Source organism: Aeromonas sp. V90_14 (assembly GCF_029967615.1).
GTDB classification, from domain to species: domain Bacteria; phylum Pseudomonadota; class Gammaproteobacteria; order Enterobacterales; family Aeromonadaceae; genus Aeromonas; species Aeromonas hydrophila.
Map to the genome: position 1 here is coordinate 115,445 of NZ_JASCAS010000004.1, position 18,262 is coordinate 133,706.

The 18,262-nt window shown below is 53.1% G+C and carries 24 protein-coding genes; 18 read left to right on the plus strand and 6 right to left on the minus strand.

Annotated elements, in window-relative coordinates; all coding sequences use genetic code 11:
- Positions 1 to 32: 32 nt before the first annotated feature.
- Positions 33 to 935, minus strand: a complete 903-nt coding sequence (locus tag QLG02_RS05490; RefSeq protein WP_282464714.1) for a hypothetical protein — start codon at positions 933 to 935, stop codon at positions 33 to 35.
- A gap of 197 nt (positions 936 to 1,132) precedes the next feature.
- On the opposite strand from QLG02_RS05490, the gene QLG02_RS05495 reads away from it, so the two are divergent.
- The 12 genes from QLG02_RS05495 to QLG02_RS05550 all read left to right on the plus strand — a co-directional run bounded on the left by QLG02_RS05495 (position 1,133) and on the right by QLG02_RS05550 (position 9,054).
- Positions 1,133 to 1,708 (plus strand): glycosyl hydrolase 108 family protein, encoded by a 576-nt coding sequence (locus QLG02_RS05495; RefSeq protein ID WP_282464715.1) that lies wholly within the window; start codon positions 1,133 to 1,135, stop codon positions 1,706 to 1,708.
- The gene (locus tag QLG02_RS05500; protein WP_282464716.1) at positions 1,705 to 2,022 is read left to right on the plus strand and encodes a hypothetical protein; all 318 of its coding nucleotides are present in this window, start codon (positions 1,705 to 1,707) and stop codon (positions 2,020 to 2,022) included. The genes QLG02_RS05495 and QLG02_RS05500 overlap by 4 nt, the downstream gene beginning before the upstream one ends.
- The gene (locus QLG02_RS05505; protein ID WP_282464717.1) at positions 2,015 to 2,236 is read left to right on the plus strand and encodes a hypothetical protein; all 222 of its coding nucleotides are present in this window, start codon (positions 2,015 to 2,017) and stop codon (positions 2,234 to 2,236) included. The genes QLG02_RS05500 and QLG02_RS05505 overlap by 8 nt, the downstream gene beginning before the upstream one ends.
- 21 nt (positions 2,237 to 2,257) lie before the next feature.
- Positions 2,258 to 2,485, plus strand: coding sequence for a TraR/DksA C4-type zinc finger protein (locus tag QLG02_RS05510; protein WP_282464718.1), 228 nt, complete (start codon positions 2,258 to 2,260; stop codon positions 2,483 to 2,485).
- Entirely contained in the window at positions 2,466 to 2,780 is a 315-nt protein-coding gene (locus QLG02_RS05515) for a DUF2730 family protein (protein ID WP_016350122.1), read from the plus strand. The genes QLG02_RS05510 and QLG02_RS05515 overlap by 20 nt, the downstream gene beginning before the upstream one ends.
- 79 nt (positions 2,781 to 2,859) lie before the next feature.
- On the plus strand, positions 2,860 to 3,156 hold the full coding sequence (locus QLG02_RS05520; RefSeq protein ID WP_282464719.1) for an ArsR family transcriptional regulator: 297 nt from the start codon (positions 2,860 to 2,862) through the stop codon (positions 3,154 to 3,156).
- A 2-nt stretch (positions 3,157 to 3,158) separates the two neighbouring features.
- Positions 3,159 to 3,734, plus strand: coding sequence for a DUF3486 family protein (locus QLG02_RS05525; protein WP_139493922.1), 576 nt, complete (start codon positions 3,159 to 3,161; stop codon positions 3,732 to 3,734).
- On the plus strand, positions 3,734 to 5,293 hold the full coding sequence (locus QLG02_RS05530; protein ID WP_282464720.1) for a terminase family protein: 1,560 nt from the start codon (positions 3,734 to 3,736) through the stop codon (positions 5,291 to 5,293). Before QLG02_RS05525 ends, QLG02_RS05530 begins: the two co-directional genes overlap by 1 nt.
- The gene (locus tag QLG02_RS05535; protein WP_282464721.1) at positions 5,293 to 6,876 is read left to right on the plus strand and encodes a DUF935 domain-containing protein; all 1,584 of its coding nucleotides are present in this window, start codon (positions 5,293 to 5,295) and stop codon (positions 6,874 to 6,876) included. Before QLG02_RS05530 ends, QLG02_RS05535 begins: the two co-directional genes overlap by 1 nt.
- Positions 6,876 to 8,363: a phage minor head protein gene (locus tag QLG02_RS05540; protein ID WP_282464722.1), complete on the plus strand. Its 1,488-nt coding sequence runs from the start codon at positions 6,876 to 6,878 to the stop codon at positions 8,361 to 8,363. Before QLG02_RS05535 ends, QLG02_RS05540 begins: the two co-directional genes overlap by 1 nt.
- A 32-nt stretch (positions 8,364 to 8,395) precedes the next feature.
- On the plus strand, positions 8,396 to 8,599 hold the full coding sequence (locus tag QLG02_RS05545; RefSeq protein WP_305954827.1) for a hypothetical protein: 204 nt from the start codon (positions 8,396 to 8,398) through the stop codon (positions 8,597 to 8,599).
- Entirely contained in the window at positions 8,599 to 9,054 is a 456-nt protein-coding gene (locus QLG02_RS05550) for a phage virion morphogenesis protein (protein WP_282464723.1), read from the plus strand. The genes QLG02_RS05545 and QLG02_RS05550 overlap by 1 nt, the downstream gene beginning before the upstream one ends.
- Positions 9,055 to 9,168: 114 nt before the next feature.
- Here QLG02_RS05550 and QLG02_RS05555 read toward each other — a convergent pair whose 3' ends face one another.
- Together QLG02_RS05555 and QLG02_RS05560 are read right to left on the minus strand one after the other, a co-directional pair.
- The gene (locus QLG02_RS05555; RefSeq protein ID WP_282464724.1) at positions 9,169 to 9,687 is read right to left on the minus strand and encodes a hypothetical protein; all 519 of its coding nucleotides are present in this window, start codon (positions 9,685 to 9,687) and stop codon (positions 9,169 to 9,171) included.
- A gap of 41 nt (positions 9,688 to 9,728) precedes the next feature.
- Positions 9,729 to 10,964 (minus strand): AIPR family protein, encoded by a 1,236-nt coding sequence (locus tag QLG02_RS05560; protein ID WP_282464725.1) that lies wholly within the window; start codon positions 10,962 to 10,964, stop codon positions 9,729 to 9,731.
- A 122-nt stretch (positions 10,965 to 11,086) separates the two neighbouring features.
- Here QLG02_RS05560 and QLG02_RS05565 point away from each other — a divergent pair, with 122 nt between their 5' ends.
- The 6 genes from QLG02_RS05565 to QLG02_RS05590 all read left to right on the plus strand — a co-directional run bounded on the left by QLG02_RS05565 (position 11,087) and on the right by QLG02_RS05590 (position 15,464).
- The gene (locus QLG02_RS05565; RefSeq protein WP_323905361.1) at positions 11,087 to 12,307 is read left to right on the plus strand and encodes a phage protease; all 1,221 of its coding nucleotides are present in this window, start codon (positions 11,087 to 11,089) and stop codon (positions 12,305 to 12,307) included.
- Between the two features lie 80 nt (positions 12,308 to 12,387).
- On the plus strand, positions 12,388 to 13,296 hold the full coding sequence (locus tag QLG02_RS05570) for a Mu-like prophage major head subunit gpT family protein (RefSeq protein ID WP_106843612.1): 909 nt from the start codon (positions 12,388 to 12,390) through the stop codon (positions 13,294 to 13,296).
- Between the two features lie 69 nt (positions 13,297 to 13,365).
- Positions 13,366 to 13,845, plus strand: coding sequence for a Rho termination factor N-terminal domain-containing protein (locus QLG02_RS05575; RefSeq protein ID WP_282464727.1), 480 nt, complete (start codon positions 13,366 to 13,368; stop codon positions 13,843 to 13,845).
- 1 nt (position 13,846) lies between these two features.
- The gene (locus QLG02_RS05580) at positions 13,847 to 14,272 is read left to right on the plus strand and encodes a phage protein Gp36 family protein (protein ID WP_041217425.1); all 426 of its coding nucleotides are present in this window, start codon (positions 13,847 to 13,849) and stop codon (positions 14,270 to 14,272) included.
- Positions 14,269 to 14,715 carry a hypothetical protein gene (locus tag QLG02_RS05585; RefSeq protein ID WP_060389290.1) on the plus strand — a complete coding sequence of 149 codons (447 nt, stop codon included), beginning with the start codon at positions 14,269 to 14,271 and terminating at the stop codon, positions 14,713 to 14,715. The genes QLG02_RS05580 and QLG02_RS05585 overlap by 4 nt, the downstream gene beginning before the upstream one ends.
- Positions 14,715 to 15,464, plus strand: coding sequence for a hypothetical protein (locus QLG02_RS05590; protein ID WP_279488078.1), 750 nt, complete (start codon positions 14,715 to 14,717; stop codon positions 15,462 to 15,464). The genes QLG02_RS05585 and QLG02_RS05590 overlap by 1 nt, the downstream gene beginning before the upstream one ends.
- Before the next feature lie 55 nt (positions 15,465 to 15,519).
- Here the strand turns inward: QLG02_RS05590 and QLG02_RS05595 are convergent, their stop codons facing one another.
- From QLG02_RS05595 to QLG02_RS05605, 3 genes are all read right to left on the minus strand, one after another.
- Positions 15,520 to 16,530 carry a hypothetical protein gene (locus QLG02_RS05595; protein WP_282464728.1) on the minus strand — a complete coding sequence of 337 codons (1,011 nt, stop codon included), beginning with the start codon at positions 16,528 to 16,530 and terminating at the stop codon, positions 15,520 to 15,522.
- A gap of 171 nt (positions 16,531 to 16,701) precedes the next feature.
- Positions 16,702 to 17,463, minus strand: coding sequence for a hypothetical protein (locus QLG02_RS05600; protein ID WP_282464729.1), 762 nt, complete (start codon positions 17,461 to 17,463; stop codon positions 16,702 to 16,704).
- Positions 17,464 to 17,486: 23 nt separating this feature from the next.
- Entirely contained in the window at positions 17,487 to 18,194 is a 708-nt protein-coding gene (locus tag QLG02_RS05605) for a hypothetical protein (RefSeq protein WP_279488075.1), read from the minus strand.
- Between the last annotated feature and the right edge of the window lie 68 nt (positions 18,195 to 18,262).

The window sequence follows — 18,262 nt, forward strand, 5'->3', positions numbered from 1 at the left end:
CCCGCTGTGGCGGGGTTTATATGTTGGTTAATTTAGCCAACCTTGTTTTTCTTATAGTTAGCCAAGTGTGGTGAGTAATTTGATATGTCACTATAGTGTGTAATCTTATCAATTACGTCAATACTATGCTTTAGCCTCATGTTGATAACTAAAAAAACCATCATAAGTGCGGAAAATATTACAGATATCAAAAGTAGCATGAAGCCTTGCAGGGAAAAAAGTATGTCCCAAAAAGCTGACAATGAAAGAGTTATATCCTTTCCTTGTTGCCAAGGAAGAAAACTTAATGGGTAGATGACACCCACAAAAAAAAGAATCAATACAGCTACTATGGAGCTAGTTACTAGATTCACTGAATCTACGCCACTTTTCAATTCAGCACATAATGCTTCGTTCTTTTTCGCTTGGCGCTCAATTTTAATTATCAGTTGATCAATGAGCTCCCTCTCTCTTTTCATGTGTTCATTCGAGCTGGCAAGGAATATCGGTTTGTGAGGTTTTATAGCTGGTGGAGAAAAACCGCCTAGAGCTTTAATCATGGCTTTTTCTTTCTTTTTATTGGAATCTAATTTTTCTGAAACTTCAGCCAGCTTGTTTTTAATCGCTATTTTTATGTCTTCAGGCTTTTCAAAAGGAGAAAACCTGTAAGTAGATATGCATTGTTTAGCATCTAGCATTTTCTCCTCATTTAATATGTAATATTCTATTTCGTTTAAAATATCTCGTCTTATCATTGAGTTATACCATTCAAACTTACGAGAATTTGCCTCGCTTTTTGCTGTTTCTGAGTCGATAAGATGATGTGTGGCCTCATTTTTTAACTTTGAAAAGTCCGATTGGTTAGAGATGATTTTGGTGATGAGAAATGCTGCGAATATACCGACAATTGCACCAGAAGTCTGGCTGATAGTGCTAAAAAACACGTTCCAATCCACGAAAATTCTCCGATAAAGACTGTATTTCTACTTTGACCAGTCATATTGACATATGAAAGACGCTATCACACTTTCCCCCTTCAATAAAACAACAGAAGCAACCTGATATATTCTGTATTCCCACTAACCCACCATAAACCCATGCCATAGAGGCCCCTCGGTACGCTGCTGATAACGTAGTTCACCGAGGGGCCTTTATGTTATCACTCGCACTTAAATGGCTGCTTCGTCCCGATGTGGAAGGGGGCGAAGTCAACCACCCGGCAGACCGGGGTGGTCATACCAAGTACGGCATCGCCGATGCCGCCGATGGCAAGAAGGACGGCATGGCCGACCTCGATCGGGATGGGGTACCCGATATTGCTATCGGTGATCTGACCCTGACCCGTACCGAGCCATTTTACCGCCAGAACTACTGGGCGCCCGCCCGCTGTGACCTGATCGCCAGCTTAAGCCCGGCCCTCGCTATCGCCGTTTTTGATGCAGCGGTGCATCACGGGCCGAAACGCGCCATCCAACAGTTGCAGCAGGTCTTGGGGGTGATGGCAGATGGCCGCCTTGGCCCAGTGTCGATTGGCAGGCTTAAGCAGCAACTGGGCGCCAAGGGTGAGGGCCAGTTCCTGCTGGCGTTGATGATGCAGCGGGCCAGCTTTATGCACGGCATTGTGCGTAAAGACCCGAGCCAATGGGCCAATGCCGATGGCTGGATCAACCGGCTGCTGCGTCTGCAGAGCTACCTCCTTTCCGACGTGGTTGGCGAGGTGGTGGCATGAGCGTGCTGACCATCAAGCAACAGAAGGCGGCGGCCGCGATCCAGGCAGCGGGCTGCTTTGGCATCCCTGAACTCAAGAACCCCCGTTATCTCGCTTGCTTCAAGGATGGGCGCAAAGCCCATCTCAAGGTCGCTTTGGCCAATCAGATCGCTGACCCGAAGGCGATCCCGCTCTATAGCCACCATCAGACCCGTCAATCCCTCTTTGAGAAGGGGTGGCGCTCGGTGACCGAACTGGATCGCCTGCGGGCCCGTGCCCGTCATTCCCAACCTCAGTTATTTCAACCCAAAAAGAAGGAAGTCCATCATGCCTGATTCCCTGTTACCTCAAGCGAAGTCTGCTTTCAAAAGCCGCACTGTGATCGGTGGTGTGATTGCCGTGGGGGCCGGTATTGCGGGCCTGTTCGGTGTGCCGGTCGATGCGGGTATCCAAGCCAGCCTGGCATCCACCCTGGTGGATCTGGCCAGTGCGGTGGGTGGCCTGCTCGCCATCTGGGGCCGCATCAAGGCGACTCATACCGTCCGTTAGTAGCCATACGAGAGAGGTCATGTGACAAACCTCATAGACCGTGCCCAGCTGGCCGATGCCGATCGGACTGGGCGCATTATCGAAGCCCACCAGAACAGGGCAAGGCCACACGGCGATGGTATCTGCTGCGATTGTGACGAAGCCATCCCGACCTCCCGCCTTGTTGCAGAACCGGGTGCCGAGCGCTGTATCGAGTGCCAGACCCTGTATGAGCGCAAGGAGGCGACCCGTGTGGGAATTCATCGTTAAGAACTGGGGGCCTCTTTATGCATTGGCCAGTTTGGTTGGGCTGGTGGTCATCATTTTGCTCTCCAAGACTTACGCCAAGCGCGAAGACCTCACGGCCCTGGTGCAGAGAGTGCAGCGGGTGGAGCAGGTACTAGCTGATCTGCCGAGTGAGCGTGAGCTGCACAAGCTGCAGTTGGAGATAAGCGAATTGCGAGGGGAGTTGCGGGAGGTGAAGCCGGAGCTGCGCCAAGCCCGCCGCCTTGCTGATCTGCTGTTGGAAAATGAGCTTGCCGCCGTACAGAAGGAGAAGCCATGAGCATTCAACAAATTCTGTTATGTGGGGCCCAGCAGTGTTTCATCAGGCTGCCGCGATCCGCCGCACTTAAGGAGAAGCCATGAGCATTCAAGCGATATTGGACGCCCAGCAGCGGCTGGTGATCCTGCGCTCCCTGCTGGATATCGGTGGTGCCGCCAACGAGTCGATCCTCAATGACTGCCTCGACCAGCTGGGTACCGGCCGGGTGACGCGGGATCGGGTGAAGACCCTGCTGGCCTGGCTGGAAGAGCAGGGGCTGGTACGCATCGAGCGACTGGCCACGGTGCAGGTGGCTCACCTGACCGGTCGGGGGCAGGACACGGCAGAGGGCCGGTCAACGGTGCCCGGCGTCAAGAAGCCCCGAGCGGAGGATTAAGCATGGCCGAGAAACCGACCCGAGGCCGTGCCAGCAAGGTATGGCTGCTGCCTGAGTCCATCCGCAATGCGCTCAACGAGATGCTGCGGGATAAGGGCAACAGTCAGGCCGCCATCCTGGATGAGATCAACGGCCTGATCGAGGAGGCTGGGTTGCCCGATGAGCTCAAGCTCTCCCGCTCCGGGTTAAGCCGTCATGCCAGCCAGGTTGAACAGGTCGGCCAGCACCTGCGGGATTTGCGTGAAACCACGGCCGCCTTGACCTCCCAGCTTGGCGACAAGCCGATGGGGGAGACCACCAAGCTCATTCTGGAGCTGGGTCGTTCCCAGTTGTTCAAGGCGATGCTGGCTCAGGTGCAGAACCCGGAGGAGGCGGTGGATATCGACATGCTGAAAAACGCCATGCTGGCGGCCCAGCGGCTCGAATCGACCGCCATGCAGAGTCATAAGCGGGAGAAAGAGATCCGCCAGGCATTCGCCGAAGAGATCGCCGCCAAGACTGAAGCCATCGTGACTCAGGCGGGCTTGAGCGGTGAAGCCGCCGCCGAGATACGCCGCGAAATCCTGGGGATTGCCTGATGACCGCCATTGCTCAGACCCCTATCGCCCAACAGTTGGCCCAGACCTTGGGTACCGAATACAACCCCGACGAGGTGTTGCTGCCGTACCAACGGATCTGGATTGCCGATGATAGCCCGCTCAAGATTGCCGAGAAGAGCCGCCGTACCGGTATCACCTGGGCGGAGGCGGCTGACGCTGCCCTGACGGCTTCCAAGACCAAAACGGCCGGGGGTTGCCACCACTTCTATGTGGGCAGTAACAAGGAGATGGCCCGCGAGTTTATCGATGCGGTGGCGATGTGGGCCAAGGCGTACAACAAGGCGGCCGGTGAGATCCAGGAGGAGGTGTTCACCGACGATGAGGATAAGGCGATCCTCACCTTCGTGGTCTATTTCGCCTCGGGCTTCAAGGTGCAGGCGCTCTCCAGCAACCCCTCTAACCTGCGGGGTATGCAGGGCAATGTGACCATCGACGAGGCCGCATTCCACGACCGACTGGCCGAGGTGTTGAAGGCCGCCATGGCGCTGACCATGTGGGGCGCCAAGGTGCGGTTGATCAGCACCCATAACGGTGTCGATAACCTGTTTAACCAGCTCATCAACGACAGCCGAGCGGGCCGCAAAGAGTATTCCATTCATACCATCAGCCTGGACGATGCTTGCCGCCAGGGGCTCTATCGTCGGATCTGCCAGGTCAAGGGTGGCCTTTGGACACAGGAAGCTGAGGACGCCTGGAAGGCGGGGCTGCTCAAGGCCACCGCCACCGAAGAGGATGCCCTTGAGGAGTATTTCTGCGTACCCAAGCAGAGCAGTGGCGTCTATATCAAGCGCACCCTGATTGAGCGTGCGATGCAACCGGATATCCCCATCCTGCGCTTTACCGCCCCCAAAGACTTCGAGCTCTCGAGCGAGGAAGCCCGCAAGGCGCTGGTGGATATCTGGTGCGAGGAGAACCTCAAGCCCTATCTGGAGGCACTCGATCGCAGTTGCCGCCATGTGCTGGGGGAAGATTTCGCCCGCAAAGGGGACTTGTCGGTTTTCGTACCGCTCTCCCTCGCCACCAACTTGCGCAAACGGGTGCCCTTTGTGGTGGAGCTGGTCAATGCCCCCTATGAGAGTCAGCGCCAGATCCTGTTCTACCTGCTGCAGGGGTTGCACCGTTTCACGGCGGCGGCCTTCGATGCCACCGGTAACGGCGGCTATCTGGCAGAGGCGGCCCGCTTGCGCTGGGGAGCCGGGATGATCGAGTGCGTGATGCTCAATGACCCCTGGTATCGGGAGTGGATGCCCAAGCTCAAAGCAGAGTTTGAGGATGGCAACCTGACCATCCCGCGCCATGCGGACGTGCAGGATGACTTGGGGAAAATCCAGGTCATCAACGGCATCCCCAAGATCGACAAGGGCAAGAACACCGGCCAAGGGGGCCAACAGCGGCACGGTGATTTTGCGGTGGCCTTGGCCATGGCGGTGCGGGCCAGCTGGATGGAGGGGGGCGCCATCGAGTTCACCCCGCTGCCCAACAAGCGCGATGAAGCAAGGGGCGATAACCATCATTCGTTCGAGAGAGGGGCCTGGTAATGGGCAGGATCATCGATATCCATGGCAAAGCCATGAGCCTGGAAAAAGAGCCGCAGACCGAGAACTCGGCGGCGCTTGCCCAGTTGCGCCGTCACTACAGCGAACACCCCACGGTGGGGCTTACCCCGAGCAGAGCGGCAGCCGCATTGAAGGAGGCAGAGCAGGGCAACCTGATCGCCCAGTGCGAGCTGGCCGAAGACATGGAGGAGAAAGATGCCCACCTGCAGAGTGAACTCGGCAAGCGTCGCCGCGCTCTGCTGGGAGTGAGCTGGACAATCGAGCCGCCCCGCAACGCCACCCCGGCGGAGAAGCGCGACAGCGAGATGATCCGCGAGCTGATTGAGGACTTTACCTGGTTTGATGATGCCATCTTTGACGCCACAGATGCGGTACTCAAGGGGTTTTGTGCCCAGGAGTTTTGCGGATGGGAGCTGGTGGAGGGGTTGCAGCTTCCCAAGGGCATCATCTGGCGCGATCCCGCCTGGTTTCAGACCCACCCGGACGATCGCGACCAGCTGCGGCTGCGTGATAACAGCCATGAAGGGATTGCCCTCAACCCCTTTGGCTGGCTGCTGCACAAGGCCAAGTCAAAATCGGGTTATCTGGCCCGCACCGGCCTTGTCCGTACCCTGATCTGGCCGTTTCTGTTCAAGAACTACAGCGTGCGGGATCTCGCCGAGTTTTTGGAGATCTACGGCCTGCCGGTGCGGCTGGGCAAATACCCGGAAGGAGCGACCGAGAAAGAGAAGGCAACCCTGCTGCAGGCGGTGCTCTCCATCGGTCATAACGCCGGGGGCATTATCCCGCGCGGGATGGAGATTGAGTTCCAGAACGCCGCCAGCGGTCAGGCCGATCCCTTTGTGGTGATGATGGAGTGGTGCGAGCGCTCCATGAGCAAGGCCATTTTGGGGGGCACCTTGACCTCACAGGCCGATGGCAAGAGCTCGACCAATGCCCTGGGCAATGTCCATAACGAGGTGCGCCAGGAGGTACGGGATGCAGATCTCCGCCAGCTGGCCGCTACCCTGACCCGCGATCTGGTCTATCCCCTCTATGCCCTGAACGGCAAGAGCTATCAGGGGCCGCGCCGTAGCCCCCGGCTGGAGTTTGATGTGACCGAGCCGGAGGATATGCAGCAACTGGCGGGGCCGCTGCGCACTCTGGTCTCTATCGGCATGAAGATCCCGACCCAGTGGGTCTATGACAAGTTGCAGATCCCGGTGCCGACCGCAAAGGATGAGGTATTGGCCATTCAGGATAATCGAGGGGCAACAGGGGAGGCGGAGCTCAAGGCTCGGCTGCCCCGTCAGGGTCTGGCGACACTGGCTGCACATAAAGCAGCGCAGGGAGATAACAACGATGCCCAGTTGGCCCGGTTGCAGGCAGAGGCGGCCCCTCTGCTGGCGGGAATGACCGATGCCGTCCAGACGCTGGTGATGCAGGCCACTACCCTGGAAGAGATCCGGGATGGCTTGCTGGCACTGGAACCTGAGCTCAGCCATGACGAACTGGGGGCGCTGATGGCGCAAGCCATCGCCGCCAGCGAGCTGCTCGGCATGCTCGAGATGGAGGAGGGGCGCTGATGCCCGTTCGCTCTTCACCAGTCAGATATGGCTCCTTGCCCTTTGCCGAGGCGATCGCCTTCTTTCGCCAGAAGCTCGATATGCCGAGCGAACGCTGGGCTGATGTGTGGCGCGATGCCCATAACCGCGCCTTTATGGTGGCGGGGGCCACCAAGACCGATCTGCTGGCTGACCTGCGCGGGGCGGTAGACAAGGCGATCAGTGAAGGGCAATCCATTGGGGCCTTTCAGAAGGCGTTCAAGGATATTGTGGCCCGCCACGGTTGGGAGCATACCGGCCCGGCGTCCTGGCGCTCCCGCGTCATCTTCGAGACCAACCTGCGCCAGAGTTATAACGCCGGGCGTGAAGAGCAGATCCAGCGTATCAAGCACAAACGCCCTTATGCGCTCTATCGTCATGGGGACTCCGAGCACCCCAGGGAGTTGCACCTCAAGTGGAACAACCTGGTGCTGCCGGTGGATCACCCCTGGTGGGAGACACACAGCCCGAGCAATGGTTATGGCTGCAAGTGCAAGAAGTTTCTGCTCTCTGAAGCAGACCTCAAGCGGCGCGGCTTGGTGGTCGGCAAGGCCCCGGACGACGGCGAATATGAGTGGGTGGACAAGGCCACCGGGGAGTTGCACAAAATTCCCAGAGGTATCGATCCCGGCTTTGATTATCGTCCCCAGACTCCGGCAGACCTGACCAAGGCGGTGGCAAAGCGCGAAGCGGCCAAGCCTGCGTTGGCCGAGCGACTGCCAGAGCGGATAGTGGGGAGCGCCTTCTCCAGCGTTAAAGGTGTCACTGCACAGGGTTTGAGTGATCTGCTGGCCAAGTTGCCACCCCCCCAGCGCGAACCGTTGGCGGCGTACCTCAAGGCGCATCCGGTCAAAACCCTGTTTATCAAGCAGACCGAAATGGGGAAGGGGGCGGCCGGGCTCAAGGTTGCCCCGGCTATTGCTGATTACCTGGGCAAAGATCCCTATCTGGTGCGCTCTTTTTACTATTCGCGCCGGGCCAGCAGGGTCAACGGCTTTACCGCAACCAGCTGGGATCATCTGGTTATCAAGGTAAAGGGGGGCGATACTTTAAAGACGGTGGATATGCAGGCGGTGCAAGCGGCGGCTGCCGATGTGTTGGCTGATGCCCACGCTAATCGCGGCCCGCGCCAATTAATGCCAAGAGGCGCCAGTGGTGAAGCTTTGCGCCGTCATTGGAGTGTGTCGGCCAATGTAGGCGATAAACTGGGGGAATCGGCCCAGCGGATCTCGACCTGGTTGCATGAGCTCGGCCATCAGGTTCACTTCTGGGCCGGGGAGCCCAATCTCACCGGCATCGGCCTGATTACCGAATATGCCGGAACTAATAGCAAAGAGATGGCTGCCGAGGCGTTTGCCGCCTGGGGGCTGGCGAGGGAATCCATGCTGGAGCACTTTCCCGAACTGGCCAAGAGAGTGGAAGCCATGCTGGCCAAAGCTACGGCTGCCACTACCAAGGGCGGCCGCTAGTGGCCCCGGAGATCAAAAAATAAAGGAGCGACATGATGACCTTGCTGGAACAAGCCAGCGCCCTGCTGGCACAGGATGGCCCCTTTACCCTGGCGCAAGCCAAGGCGCTGGATGCTTTGTGTGAGCAAGCCCGTGGTGAGGAAGCTGACCTGATGGGGGATCTCTGGGAGGCCGCGATGGTTAACGCAGATGAGGAAGCGCTGCACTATATGACCACCTTTGAGGATGAGTTCTGATGGCCGGTAGCTTTATCGCCATCAGCCACCACGGGGTGGCCGATGCCTTTGAGCTGCTGGCCAAGCTCTATCAGAAAACCGGTGACCTGAGCGAACCGCTGGCAGATATAGGGGAAGGGCTGCTGCTGTCGCACCGGGATCGCTGGGATGCCCAAGAGAGCCCGGAAGGGGAGCCCTGGGCCCCGCTCTCGGAGAAGTACCGTGCCCGCAAGCCCCGAGATGCCGATGAGGTGCTGCGTCTGAACGATGATCTGCGCGATACCCTCGACTATCAGGTCGATCCCCAGACCCTCTACTTCGGTACGCCCATGGTATACGGTGCCGCTCACCAGTTCGGCCGTCCCGAGATCAACCTGCCAGAGCGCCGTGCTCTGGGGCTGTCAGAAGGGGATAAACAGAGCGTGCTGGAGACGCTGGAGGGGTATCTTAGGGGAACTTCCAACAACGAATTTTAAGTGAAGGGGGATAGAATGGGGTCGGGCTTGTTGTAAAAGCGCACACAACCTGATTTAAACAGCATTAAACAGGTAATGAGAGTGCTGGTTAAGCCAACACTCCCATGGGGCTACTTAAAGCTCATTCTTCATCTTAGATATGATGAACTCACAAGGACTTTTCTTCTGGAACTCTTGCATCATGGTAATGAAAGTTCCGAAGTCACGAATAAACCTTTCTTTGGCGGCTATAATTTCAGTTTTATTGGATAGCCTACTGACAAGGCCTGGTTGTAACAATGTAATGAATTTTGCAAAGAGCTTGAGAAACTCTTTCCACAACAAAACTGCAGCATCTTTTTTGATGTTTGAGTGAAAGCTGATACGGTATGGTGACAGAATTTTTTTATCCATCATTGTTTCTAACACACCACTAATAGAGTGAATGATCAGAAACGCACTACCTCGTTCATTGAGGTACTCTAATAGATTTTCATCATCTTTTTTCATTGAGCCTTTTTTTTGCTCCTCTTGTAGTTCTGCTTTTAATAAATTAGCAGCTTCAAAAAGAGAATGAACAAAGAGAACATGTTCTGCTGAAATTGACTCATCAAAGGCACGTTTATAATGAGAGTCTTCATCCCATATGTTCATCTTATTATGATAACTATCATATGGACTGCCGTGCCAAGCAGTTAGTGCTTGTGCTGCCGTGCTGCCGTATGAGCATCAATCTTAGATTTTTTATTGATTACACTATGTCCACGAAGTCCGCCATCATACTCTGCAATTTTCAGACGTTTAAACTCAGCTCTTAAACGCTTTTGTATTGTGTCATTAGCTCTAAAATCAGACTGGATTACCTTGTTCTGACTATTATTATATCTAGTTATTGATTGTATGGTTTCTTTGTCTTCACATTTGATAAATCTTACGCCAACTTCAATTCCATTTAAATCTATTGATGCATCTAGCTCCCCAAGTGAACCTGTTGTTTGAGCACCATTCACGATACCAATCCCAGTTATTGATTTGATTGATAACTTGTCAGCACTAAGTTCAAAGTCATGAACCAATGCTGTAATGCCATTGTTGAAAACAAAAAATTCATTAGGATTGGATTTGGCGGATGATTGAATGCCAGAGTTTATGATTTTATCTGAATCTTTGTTGTTTGCCCCCATAAATCCACGTACGTTGGGGTTATAAAGACCTTTGCTTTCGTAATTTCTATATAGGTTAGCTAACCATTGCCCTGGAACGGTGGTTATGAAGGCTTGCCATGCACCATCATTTTTTTCAAAGCCAACTCTTGGAGCATCAAATGAAAACTTATCTTCAACGGCAATCGCATTAGTAGATGCTCTATAAAAACTATCGAGAGTTTCTAGTCCAACCTCTCTTAGTGAAAGGGATATGGCTTTACCATTAGCTCCATATTGGTTCAATAGTGTTTTTATAGCAGGGATATGTAATGCCATATCTTGTTGTATCTGGGCACTTTCTGGACAGTTATGTGCATACCACACATGAATTGCACGAATATCTCCATCTTTGATGGCAGATCTTGCATCTTTGATATGTGGAGCTACACCAGCAGGCAACGCAGCTTCATCAGTGGAAAGCATAACTGACATTGCTAGAGCTAAATCAGTCCCCTTATTTCCTTTCGCACTCTTCTTGATCTCTTGTGATTGATAAACTTGACAGACAACAATAATTCCTTGCTCACGGCTGACGTAGAGAATGTCTATTTTTGCATCACCACCACCACCTGTAACAGCAGGTAAGAGCGTTCCTATTGGGTCATCAATGCCAAAACAGAGTTCCATACCAAAAGCTGCTAAATCATTCTCATTAAATGGTGTTAAATCATCCCGTTTGGATAACGCTGACATGAAAGGACTATCTGAAAAACTGTTGTAGGTCATATTTTCACCGCAAATAGACATTAAGCTCAATATGATATCATATTGAAGCCGCTCCATATGAAGCGTGATCACAATTTCTCAAAGCGGTATTCATTAACCCACCATAAACCCCATCCCCCTTCATGCCGCCGCACTATGGCGGCATGAACATATCCAAGACCCCATACTCAGCGCCTTTCGTGGCCATCCTCCAAGCCAACCCCGTCAGCGGGGAGCGGCTGGCAGTGCTCGATGCGCAGCTCACCCCTCAAGGCGATGGCTGGTACCAGCTGCTGCCGGTCGGCCCGTTCAAGGCTCGTGATGGTCGCCCGTTCGATGTGGCTAGTGGCCATTGGCAACTGGACGGGCAGATCGCTGCAGCCCTGATTGCCCGTGCCAAAGCCCTTGGACAAGACATCCTGATCGATTACGACCACCAGACCCTCAAGACTGACCAGAACGGCCAGCCAGCCCCTGCGGCCGGTTGGTACAACAGTGACGAGATTGCATGGCGCGAAGGGCAGGGGCTCTTTATCAAGCCGCGCTGGACGGAGCGGGCTGCCGCCCTGGTGGCTGCCAAAGAGTACCGATTCCTTTCTGCCGTCTTTCCCTATGACGCCCAGGGCCGCCCGCTGGAACTACGGATGACTGCCATTACCAATGACCCCGGTGTGGTGGGCATGCAGGCGCTTGCCGCTTTGAGTGCGTTACCCGCTTCAAGCCTTATGTCTACCCAACCCGGCCAGCTGGCCATCTCATCCCATGTTGCACAACAGGAGAAATCCATGAACGAACACCTGATCGCGCTGCTCGGCAAACTCGGCATCCAGCCGAGTGCCGATGGCCAGTTTACCGCCGAGCAGGGTACTGCCGCTCTGGCTGCTCTGGATACTCTGCAGGCCAGCGCCAAGAAAGCGCCGGAGCTGGAGGCGGCACTCTCTGCCGAGAAGGCATCGCTGGCTGCGCTCAAGGCGACCGTCTCCACAGGGCAGGGTGGCCAGATTGACCTGGCCAAGTATGTACCGGTGGAGACCTATAACGCCCTGGTGACGGAAGTCGCCACCTTGAGCGCCAAGGTTGAGACCACGGATGCCGCGACCTTGATCAAGGAAGCCCGTACCCAGGGCAAGGTGGTGGCAGCAGAAGAGGAGTATTTGACCGCCTATGCCGCCCAGAAAGGGGTGGCTGCCCTCAAGGCGTTGCTGGAGCCCCGTCCGGCGATTGCCGCCCTGGCCGCCAGCCAGACCACCCAGGTGACCCTGCCCGAGAAGAAGGGAGAGGCAGTGCTCTCGGCGGATGACAAGTATGCCGCCGATCAGCTCGGCATTTCTTATGAAGAGTTTGCCAAGGCAAAAGGCCGGTAGATTCGCTTAGCCGCGTAGCGGCGTAATCGGACGAACGCGACCGCCAGACCAACCTGTTTAACCAGAGAAGGAACACCCGTATGGCCATTGTTACTCCCGCGCTGTTGCAGGCCCTCTTCACCGGCTTCAAGAAGAACTTTGAAGACGCCAAGGGTGAAGCACCTGCCCAGTACACCAAGATCGCCACCGTGATCAAATCGACCACCAAGTCCAACACCTATGGCTGGCTGGGCAAGTTTCCCAGTCTGCGCAAGTGGGTTGGTGATCGGGTGATCGAGTCGATGAAGGCGCACGGTTACCAGATCGTCAACGAAGACTTCGAGGCCACCGTGGCGGTCGATCGCAACGATATCGAAGATGACGAGCTGGGTATCTATGCCCCCCTGTTTCAAGAGATGGGTTTGGCGGCAGGGATCCACCCCGACGAGCTCTGCTTTGGCCTGCTGGGCGCAGGCTTCACCACACCTTGCTATGACGGCCAGTATTTCTTCGACACCGATCACCCTGTTTATCCCAAGGCCGATGGCACCGGTACCCCTGTTCTGAGCGCCAACGTGGTGGTGGATGCCGGTTATCAGGGGGAGCCCTGGTTCCTGCTCGATACCAGCCGCGCCCTCAAGCCGGTCATCTTCCAGGATCGCAAGTCGCCGCAGCTGATTGCCATGACCAAGGTCGATGACGAGGCGGTGTTCACCCGCAAGGAGTTCCGTTACGGGGTCGATTGCCGTGATGCCGCAGGCTTTGGCTTCTGGCAGTTGGCCTTTGCCAACAAGCGGGCGCTGACCCCCGACAACCTGTGGGATTCCTTCTCCAAAATGCGGGAGTTTCAGGCTGATGGCGGCCGCAAGCTCGGCGTGAAGGCCACTCTGCTGGTAGTACCGCCCTCCCTTGAGAAGCTGGCGACTCAGATGCTGGAGCGAGAGCTGGCGAATAGCAGCAGCAACGAGCTGAAAGGCAAGTTGGAGCTGGTGGTGGCTGACTACCTCTAACCCTGCGTTATGGCTGTTTAACCCCGGTTTAAACAGCCTCTCTATCAGATTCGACGAGGAAAACATGAGATGGAACAAGAGATGGAACTGGCTATTCGAGTCGGCATTACATCAATGGTTCGTCAGAACTATTTCCGTGCGGGCCAACCGATTGTACCGGGCAAGTCTGAGATGGTTGTGTCGCCTGAGCAGTGCGCGACCCTGGAGAACGACCCGCGTCTGGTGGTCGTCCGGTTGGCTGAAGACGCCAGCCTTCAGGCAGGTGATGCACCATCGGCGCCTGGGGATCTGGACGCAACACTGGGCGTCCTGACCGGTTCGGGCTATCTGGCCGGTGTTGCCACCCAGAATAGTGACGCCACCCAGGCTGGCAAGGTCACGCCGCTGGCTGAGATGAAGGTCGATGAGCTGCGCGAGCTGGCGCTGCAGATGGGTATCCCGGAGGCGGCCAAGCTCAAGAAGGCCGAACTGGTGACAGCGATCGCGGCGACTGACGTGCAATACCCGGTCAAGGATGAGCAGCCATCTGGCCAGAACGGAGAGCAGTGATATGTATGCCAGCGTCAATGACATGGTGATCCGCTTTGGCGAGGCCGAGTTGCTGCGCCTGGCCATGACGCCGACCGGTGAGCTGGATCAGGCGGCCATCACCATCGCCCTGCAGGATGCAGGCGCCTTGATCGATGGCTATCTGGCGGGTCGCTATCCCTTGCCGCTGGCCCATATCCCGAGTGCCCTGGTACCTATCTGCGCCGATATCGCCCGTCACCGTCTCTATGGTGAACAGGCCCCGGAGCAGATAGCCAAGCGCAACGAGGCGGCCCTGGCCTTTCTGAAATCGGTTGGCAAGGGTGAGCTGGCGCTGGGGTTGGCATCCGATGGTGCCACCCTGGAGAGCCAGAACCTGGCTCAACTGCAGTCGGATGGGCGCGTCTTTGGCCGGAGTCAGGGGCGTGATAAGGGGGGCTTTCTATGAGCCAACCCGCCAACCAGTCTGGTACCGAACTCGACTACCTGCAGGCGGGCGAGCGGCTTCGTGAGCTGCTGGCCCCCCTCAAACCTGTGGGGCTCAAGGAGGTGTTTGTGGCCACCGATGTGGCGGCCATCGCCAATCTGGGCCAGCACAGTCCGGCGGTGCATGTGGTCTATCAGGGCGAACGTGAGAGCGAAGGCACGCAGTCAGGCCGGGCCAGCAGCTTTGATCAGCTCTGGTTGCTGGTGCTGGTGCATCGCGCCAGCCCCAGGGAGGTCAGTGCCGGAGTGTGGCTTGCCCGCATCCTGCAGGCCGTCAGTGGGCGAGCATGTGGTGACAGTACCTTTCGCCGGGTTACCCCACCGGTCAAACCCAGTTACAGCGGCGGTGCTGCCTATCTGCCGCTTGCCTTTACTACCCGAGTGAAATTTAAAGGAGAGCGATAATGAGCGAAACACTGCACCTGGAAGGGGATCTCTTTATCGAGACCTTTACCAACGGGGTCTCGGCCGGGGTGATTGGCCCCATCGATGTGGACAGCCTGGAAGTGAAACCCGACAGTCAAAAGATCTCCATTCCTAGCAAGCGCAAGGGCCAGTATGGTCAGGCGCGGGAGAACTACCACATTCCCAAGCCTGCCATGGTCACCATCAAGACCACCGAGATCCCGCCCGTGCTGCTGGCCGCCGCCTTTATGGGTCTGGAGAGCCCCATCAATCAGGGGGCCGGGACGATGACTGATCTGCAGGTTGTTCTGCCCGCCTGGCCGAAGTGGGCCCAGCTGGGCAAGAGCAATATTGCCTCGACTGGCCTTGCCATCAAGGAAGGGGTCACCGCGCTGGTGGTGGGTACCGATATCGAGGTTAACTATGCGCTCGGGCTGATGCGAGCGGTGAAAGGTAGCTCGGTAGCCGATGGCGGAAGCCTGACGGTCAGCGGTACCTATAATGCGGTGACCGGTACCCGTATCGCGGGCAACATCCAGCCGGAGATCAAGGCGCGACTGTTGCTCGATGGCCGCAGTATTGTCAGCGGAGAGGCCATCAAACTGACGGTGCCCCGTGCCAGCTTGTCCCCCAAGAAGGCAGTGGACTTTATGAGCGACAAGCCCATCGAGATCGAGCTGGAGGGGGAGCTACTGGCCGTGGATGGCGAGACAGCCCCCTTCTATGTGGATCGGCCTGTGACGGTGTGACGTTTGGGGGGCAGGGGAATGAAAAACGGCGGGGAGACCCGCCGCTTTTTGTTGGTCAAAAAAGACCAAGAAATAAGTTTCGTGTTATCGTCTTATTTTTAATATTTTTTCTCCCTTCAAGGCTTATGGTTTTTTTATCGGCACGAATAAATGTTACGCCAGATATTTTAATATGACCAAATAACCATGTCTTAAATTTTCCAGAAATACTTGTTTCACCAAAAATCTCACAATGGTCATCGATATGAAAAAGACCATTGATTTTTGCGTAATCATAGATACGAACACGGCCGTTTATTGACCCTGAACCAACAATGTGAGAGTTTCCGTATATCCTGGCGGAGTTTTTAATGAAGAGTGAACACTCTTTTTCATCTTTCTTTTTAGCCTCTATTACTGCATTGCCAAAAATTTCAGTGTCATCAAGGATAAATAAGGTGGCTTCGGCGGAAAAAATGTTATCTGGTTTTACCTGGCCTCGTAATATACTTCGACCATATATCCTTGGGGAATGCTCAATAGATATGCCTTTGTCAAGTGTTGCATTTTCATATATGTGTGGTACGCCGTCTATTCTGACACCTAGAAGTTGCGAATTACCATATATTTGTAATTTTTGTTTGGTATACTCTTCTGAGTATCGACCATCACCTATGACATGAGAGTTTTTAACTTTTGCATTGTCGAAAATAGTCGACTCGCCACTAACTGAGCTGTCAGTTATCTCGGCATTACCAAAAACTTCAGATGTATCTCTTATGTCTGAACTGTTAATTGTTGCATTGTCATATATTTTACAAAAGCCATTAACACTTGAAAAGCCAGTGATCTTGGCATTGCCACTTACGATGGCTTTATCTGAGACTGTTGAATTTTCATCGTATATCCAGCATAAGCCATCTTGTGATAGATTTAATTCGCTTTCAACCCAACCACCTAAATCACCTTTTTTAATATCATTGAAGTCTATAAGCGCTTCAATGCGGTACAGTTTTGACTCTATTTCCTCGCGACCTAACCATCTAGTTATTGTTTTATGTTCATTAGTTAGCTTGTATTTTTTCATGTATATCTCAGTTTATTTTAGCCATAACAGGATGGTTAAGTATCGTAAAATAATGTGGATGGAAACCATACATTGTATTTCATGTCCTGGTGATTTAATTTGATATATCTCAATCATTGACCAAAAATAAGCGAACTGATGCATCCCTTGATGGATGGAAGATCAATAACCTTAATCTGAAATCGAGTGAGTTTGATTACTTGATTTTGATAGGGTATCTATTTGCTCCCTAGATAACATGGTCTTAAGAGGGTTTGCTACATTCAAAGAATCTGATGAATACCCAAAAGCAAGCAATACGTGTTTTGTTGAATCAAAAGAATTTAGTGATGAACTACCACTATAACGTTCTTTTTCAATTTTCATTCTATGTAAGTGGTAATATACATAACATGATTTAGATATTATATTCCTGATGGAGCGAGTGTTGTAATTAAATTTATCTTGAATGTCTCTACGCAAAGCCTCTGACTGTTCGACCAAAATTGTGACAGAGCTATCAATGATTTTGATAGTGTTTCTTTGTGCTGGGTTTAGCATTTTCAATGCTTCACAGTAAAAAGCATGAATAAATTGAGTGTCATATTTCTCAACTAAGGGCACCGCCATCGGAATACTCAAATCAATATGGCCCTGTTCATTTTTATTTTTCTCCAAGTTATACAAAAAATCAAAATAGCTTCTGATTATATTTTCGAGATATGAGCAGCAATCCTCAATCTCTATGTATAGACGTTCATTGTGCTGCTTGGAGTTTAATAAATAATCCCATTTTTTCATTACTGGATTTAAAAGAACCCCAGCAGCGAAAGTGGTTAAGGCAATGAGAGCAGAATAATCCATATAGACTCCAGATTTTTTGATATTTTTTGCAAGATGCAATTTATATATGCCAACAATATGAAACATCATTATTGGTTGCGGTTTGCGCATATAATAACTTGTTGGTGTTGGCACTATAATACTTGCAAGTATTCACTTTGCCGTTTTTTTAGTGGCAATAAACCCTCAGAGAACTTCGTGGTTGAAATGATACAGTCAATTATAAGTAAATGTTCTTTTATATAGAATTTCAGTACTTTCGATGACCCTCCGCATGAGTAATATTCCTCATAAATCTCATCTGTATTTATTAGTATTTTTGTGATTTCTTTGATTTCACTGTATGGAAAAGCATCATCCATGCAGCAAAGTTGATTATTTATATTCCGCGCCCTTATAGGACTAAGGCTTTCATTTGTTTTTGACTTTAAGTTCATAAACTTTATAAGGTACTCTTTGATTGTCATCTTCTTGGTGTCTTCCAAGGGAAAAGAGCAGTACACGAACTGTTGTAACATAAACTCTATTGCTTGATGCTGATTGCTAATTAAGCGCTGCAATTCATCCAAAATTCCTTGATTTTTAGCTATGGTAAGTTGTTCTCTCTGTACTTTATACGTTGCCCAAACACCATAGAATGCACAAGCAGAGAGTAGTGGGCCGATAGTGCCTCCGATAAAGCTGCCAAAGTTAGCCCATGCCTGATCATTGCGAGCCAAGCTATAGTTTGACTGGGGGCCGAAAATATAGAAGTAGAAAATGAACGGTGCCAGCAGCCCCACAGCAGTTAGCCAAGTAAGATAGCATTTCATTTTTAGCGGCATGTTATCTATCAGCTTCATTAGTCCCTCATTAGTTCTCAGTAATTCGCCATAAACCCTCCTATTTTGCCATCCCTTTACCATGGGGC

Bases quoted from the DNA above. Each gene is read 5' to 3' on its own strand.
- QLG02_RS05495 (WP_282464715.1), top strand. From the start codon at position 1,133: ATGTTATCACTCGCACTTAAATGGCTGCTTCGTCCCGATGTGGAAGGG.
- QLG02_RS05500 (WP_282464716.1), top strand. From the start codon at position 1,705: ATGAGCGTGCTGACCATCAAGCAACAGAAGGCGGCGGCCGCGATCCAG.
- QLG02_RS05505 (WP_282464717.1), top strand. From the start codon at position 2,015: ATGCCTGATTCCCTGTTACCTCAAGCGAAGTCTGCTTTCAAAAGCCGC.
- QLG02_RS05520 (WP_282464719.1), top strand. From the start codon at position 2,860: ATGAGCATTCAAGCGATATTGGACGCCCAGCAGCGGCTGGTGATCCTG.
- QLG02_RS05525 (WP_139493922.1), top strand. From the start codon at position 3,159: ATGGCCGAGAAACCGACCCGAGGCCGTGCCAGCAAGGTATGGCTGCTG.
- QLG02_RS05530 (WP_282464720.1), top strand. From the start codon at position 3,734: ATGACCGCCATTGCTCAGACCCCTATCGCCCAACAGTTGGCCCAGACC.
- QLG02_RS05535 (WP_282464721.1), top strand. From the start codon at position 5,293: ATGGGCAGGATCATCGATATCCATGGCAAAGCCATGAGCCTGGAAAAA.
- QLG02_RS05540 (WP_282464722.1), top strand. From the start codon at position 6,876: ATGCCCGTTCGCTCTTCACCAGTCAGATATGGCTCCTTGCCCTTTGCC.
- QLG02_RS05545 (WP_305954827.1), top strand. From the start codon at position 8,396: ATGATGACCTTGCTGGAACAAGCCAGCGCCCTGCTGGCACAGGATGGC.
- QLG02_RS05550 (WP_282464723.1), top strand. From the start codon at position 8,599: ATGGCCGGTAGCTTTATCGCCATCAGCCACCACGGGGTGGCCGATGCC.
- QLG02_RS05555 (WP_282464724.1), bottom strand. From the start codon at position 9,687: ATGAACATATGGGATGAAGACTCTCATTATAAACGTGCCTTTGATGAG.
- QLG02_RS05560 (WP_282464725.1), bottom strand. From the start codon at position 10,964: ATGACCTACAACAGTTTTTCAGATAGTCCTTTCATGTCAGCGTTATCC.
- QLG02_RS05565 (WP_323905361.1), top strand. From the start codon at position 11,087: ATGCCGCCGCACTATGGCGGCATGAACATATCCAAGACCCCATACTCA.
- QLG02_RS05570 (WP_106843612.1), top strand. From the start codon at position 12,388: ATGGCCATTGTTACTCCCGCGCTGTTGCAGGCCCTCTTCACCGGCTTC.
- QLG02_RS05575 (WP_282464727.1), top strand. From the start codon at position 13,366: ATGGAACAAGAGATGGAACTGGCTATTCGAGTCGGCATTACATCAATG.
- QLG02_RS05580 (WP_041217425.1), top strand. From the start codon at position 13,847: ATGTATGCCAGCGTCAATGACATGGTGATCCGCTTTGGCGAGGCCGAG.
- QLG02_RS05585 (WP_060389290.1), top strand. From the start codon at position 14,269: ATGAGCCAACCCGCCAACCAGTCTGGTACCGAACTCGACTACCTGCAG.
- QLG02_RS05590 (WP_279488078.1), top strand. From the start codon at position 14,715: ATGAGCGAAACACTGCACCTGGAAGGGGATCTCTTTATCGAGACCTTT.
- QLG02_RS05595 (WP_282464728.1), bottom strand. From the start codon at position 16,530: ATGAAAAAATACAAGCTAACTAATGAACATAAAACAATAACTAGATGG.
- QLG02_RS05600 (WP_282464729.1), bottom strand. From the start codon at position 17,463: ATGCGCAAACCGCAACCAATAATGATGTTTCATATTGTTGGCATATAT.
- QLG02_RS05605 (WP_279488075.1), bottom strand. From the start codon at position 18,194: ATGAAGCTGATAGATAACATGCCGCTAAAAATGAAATGCTATCTTACT.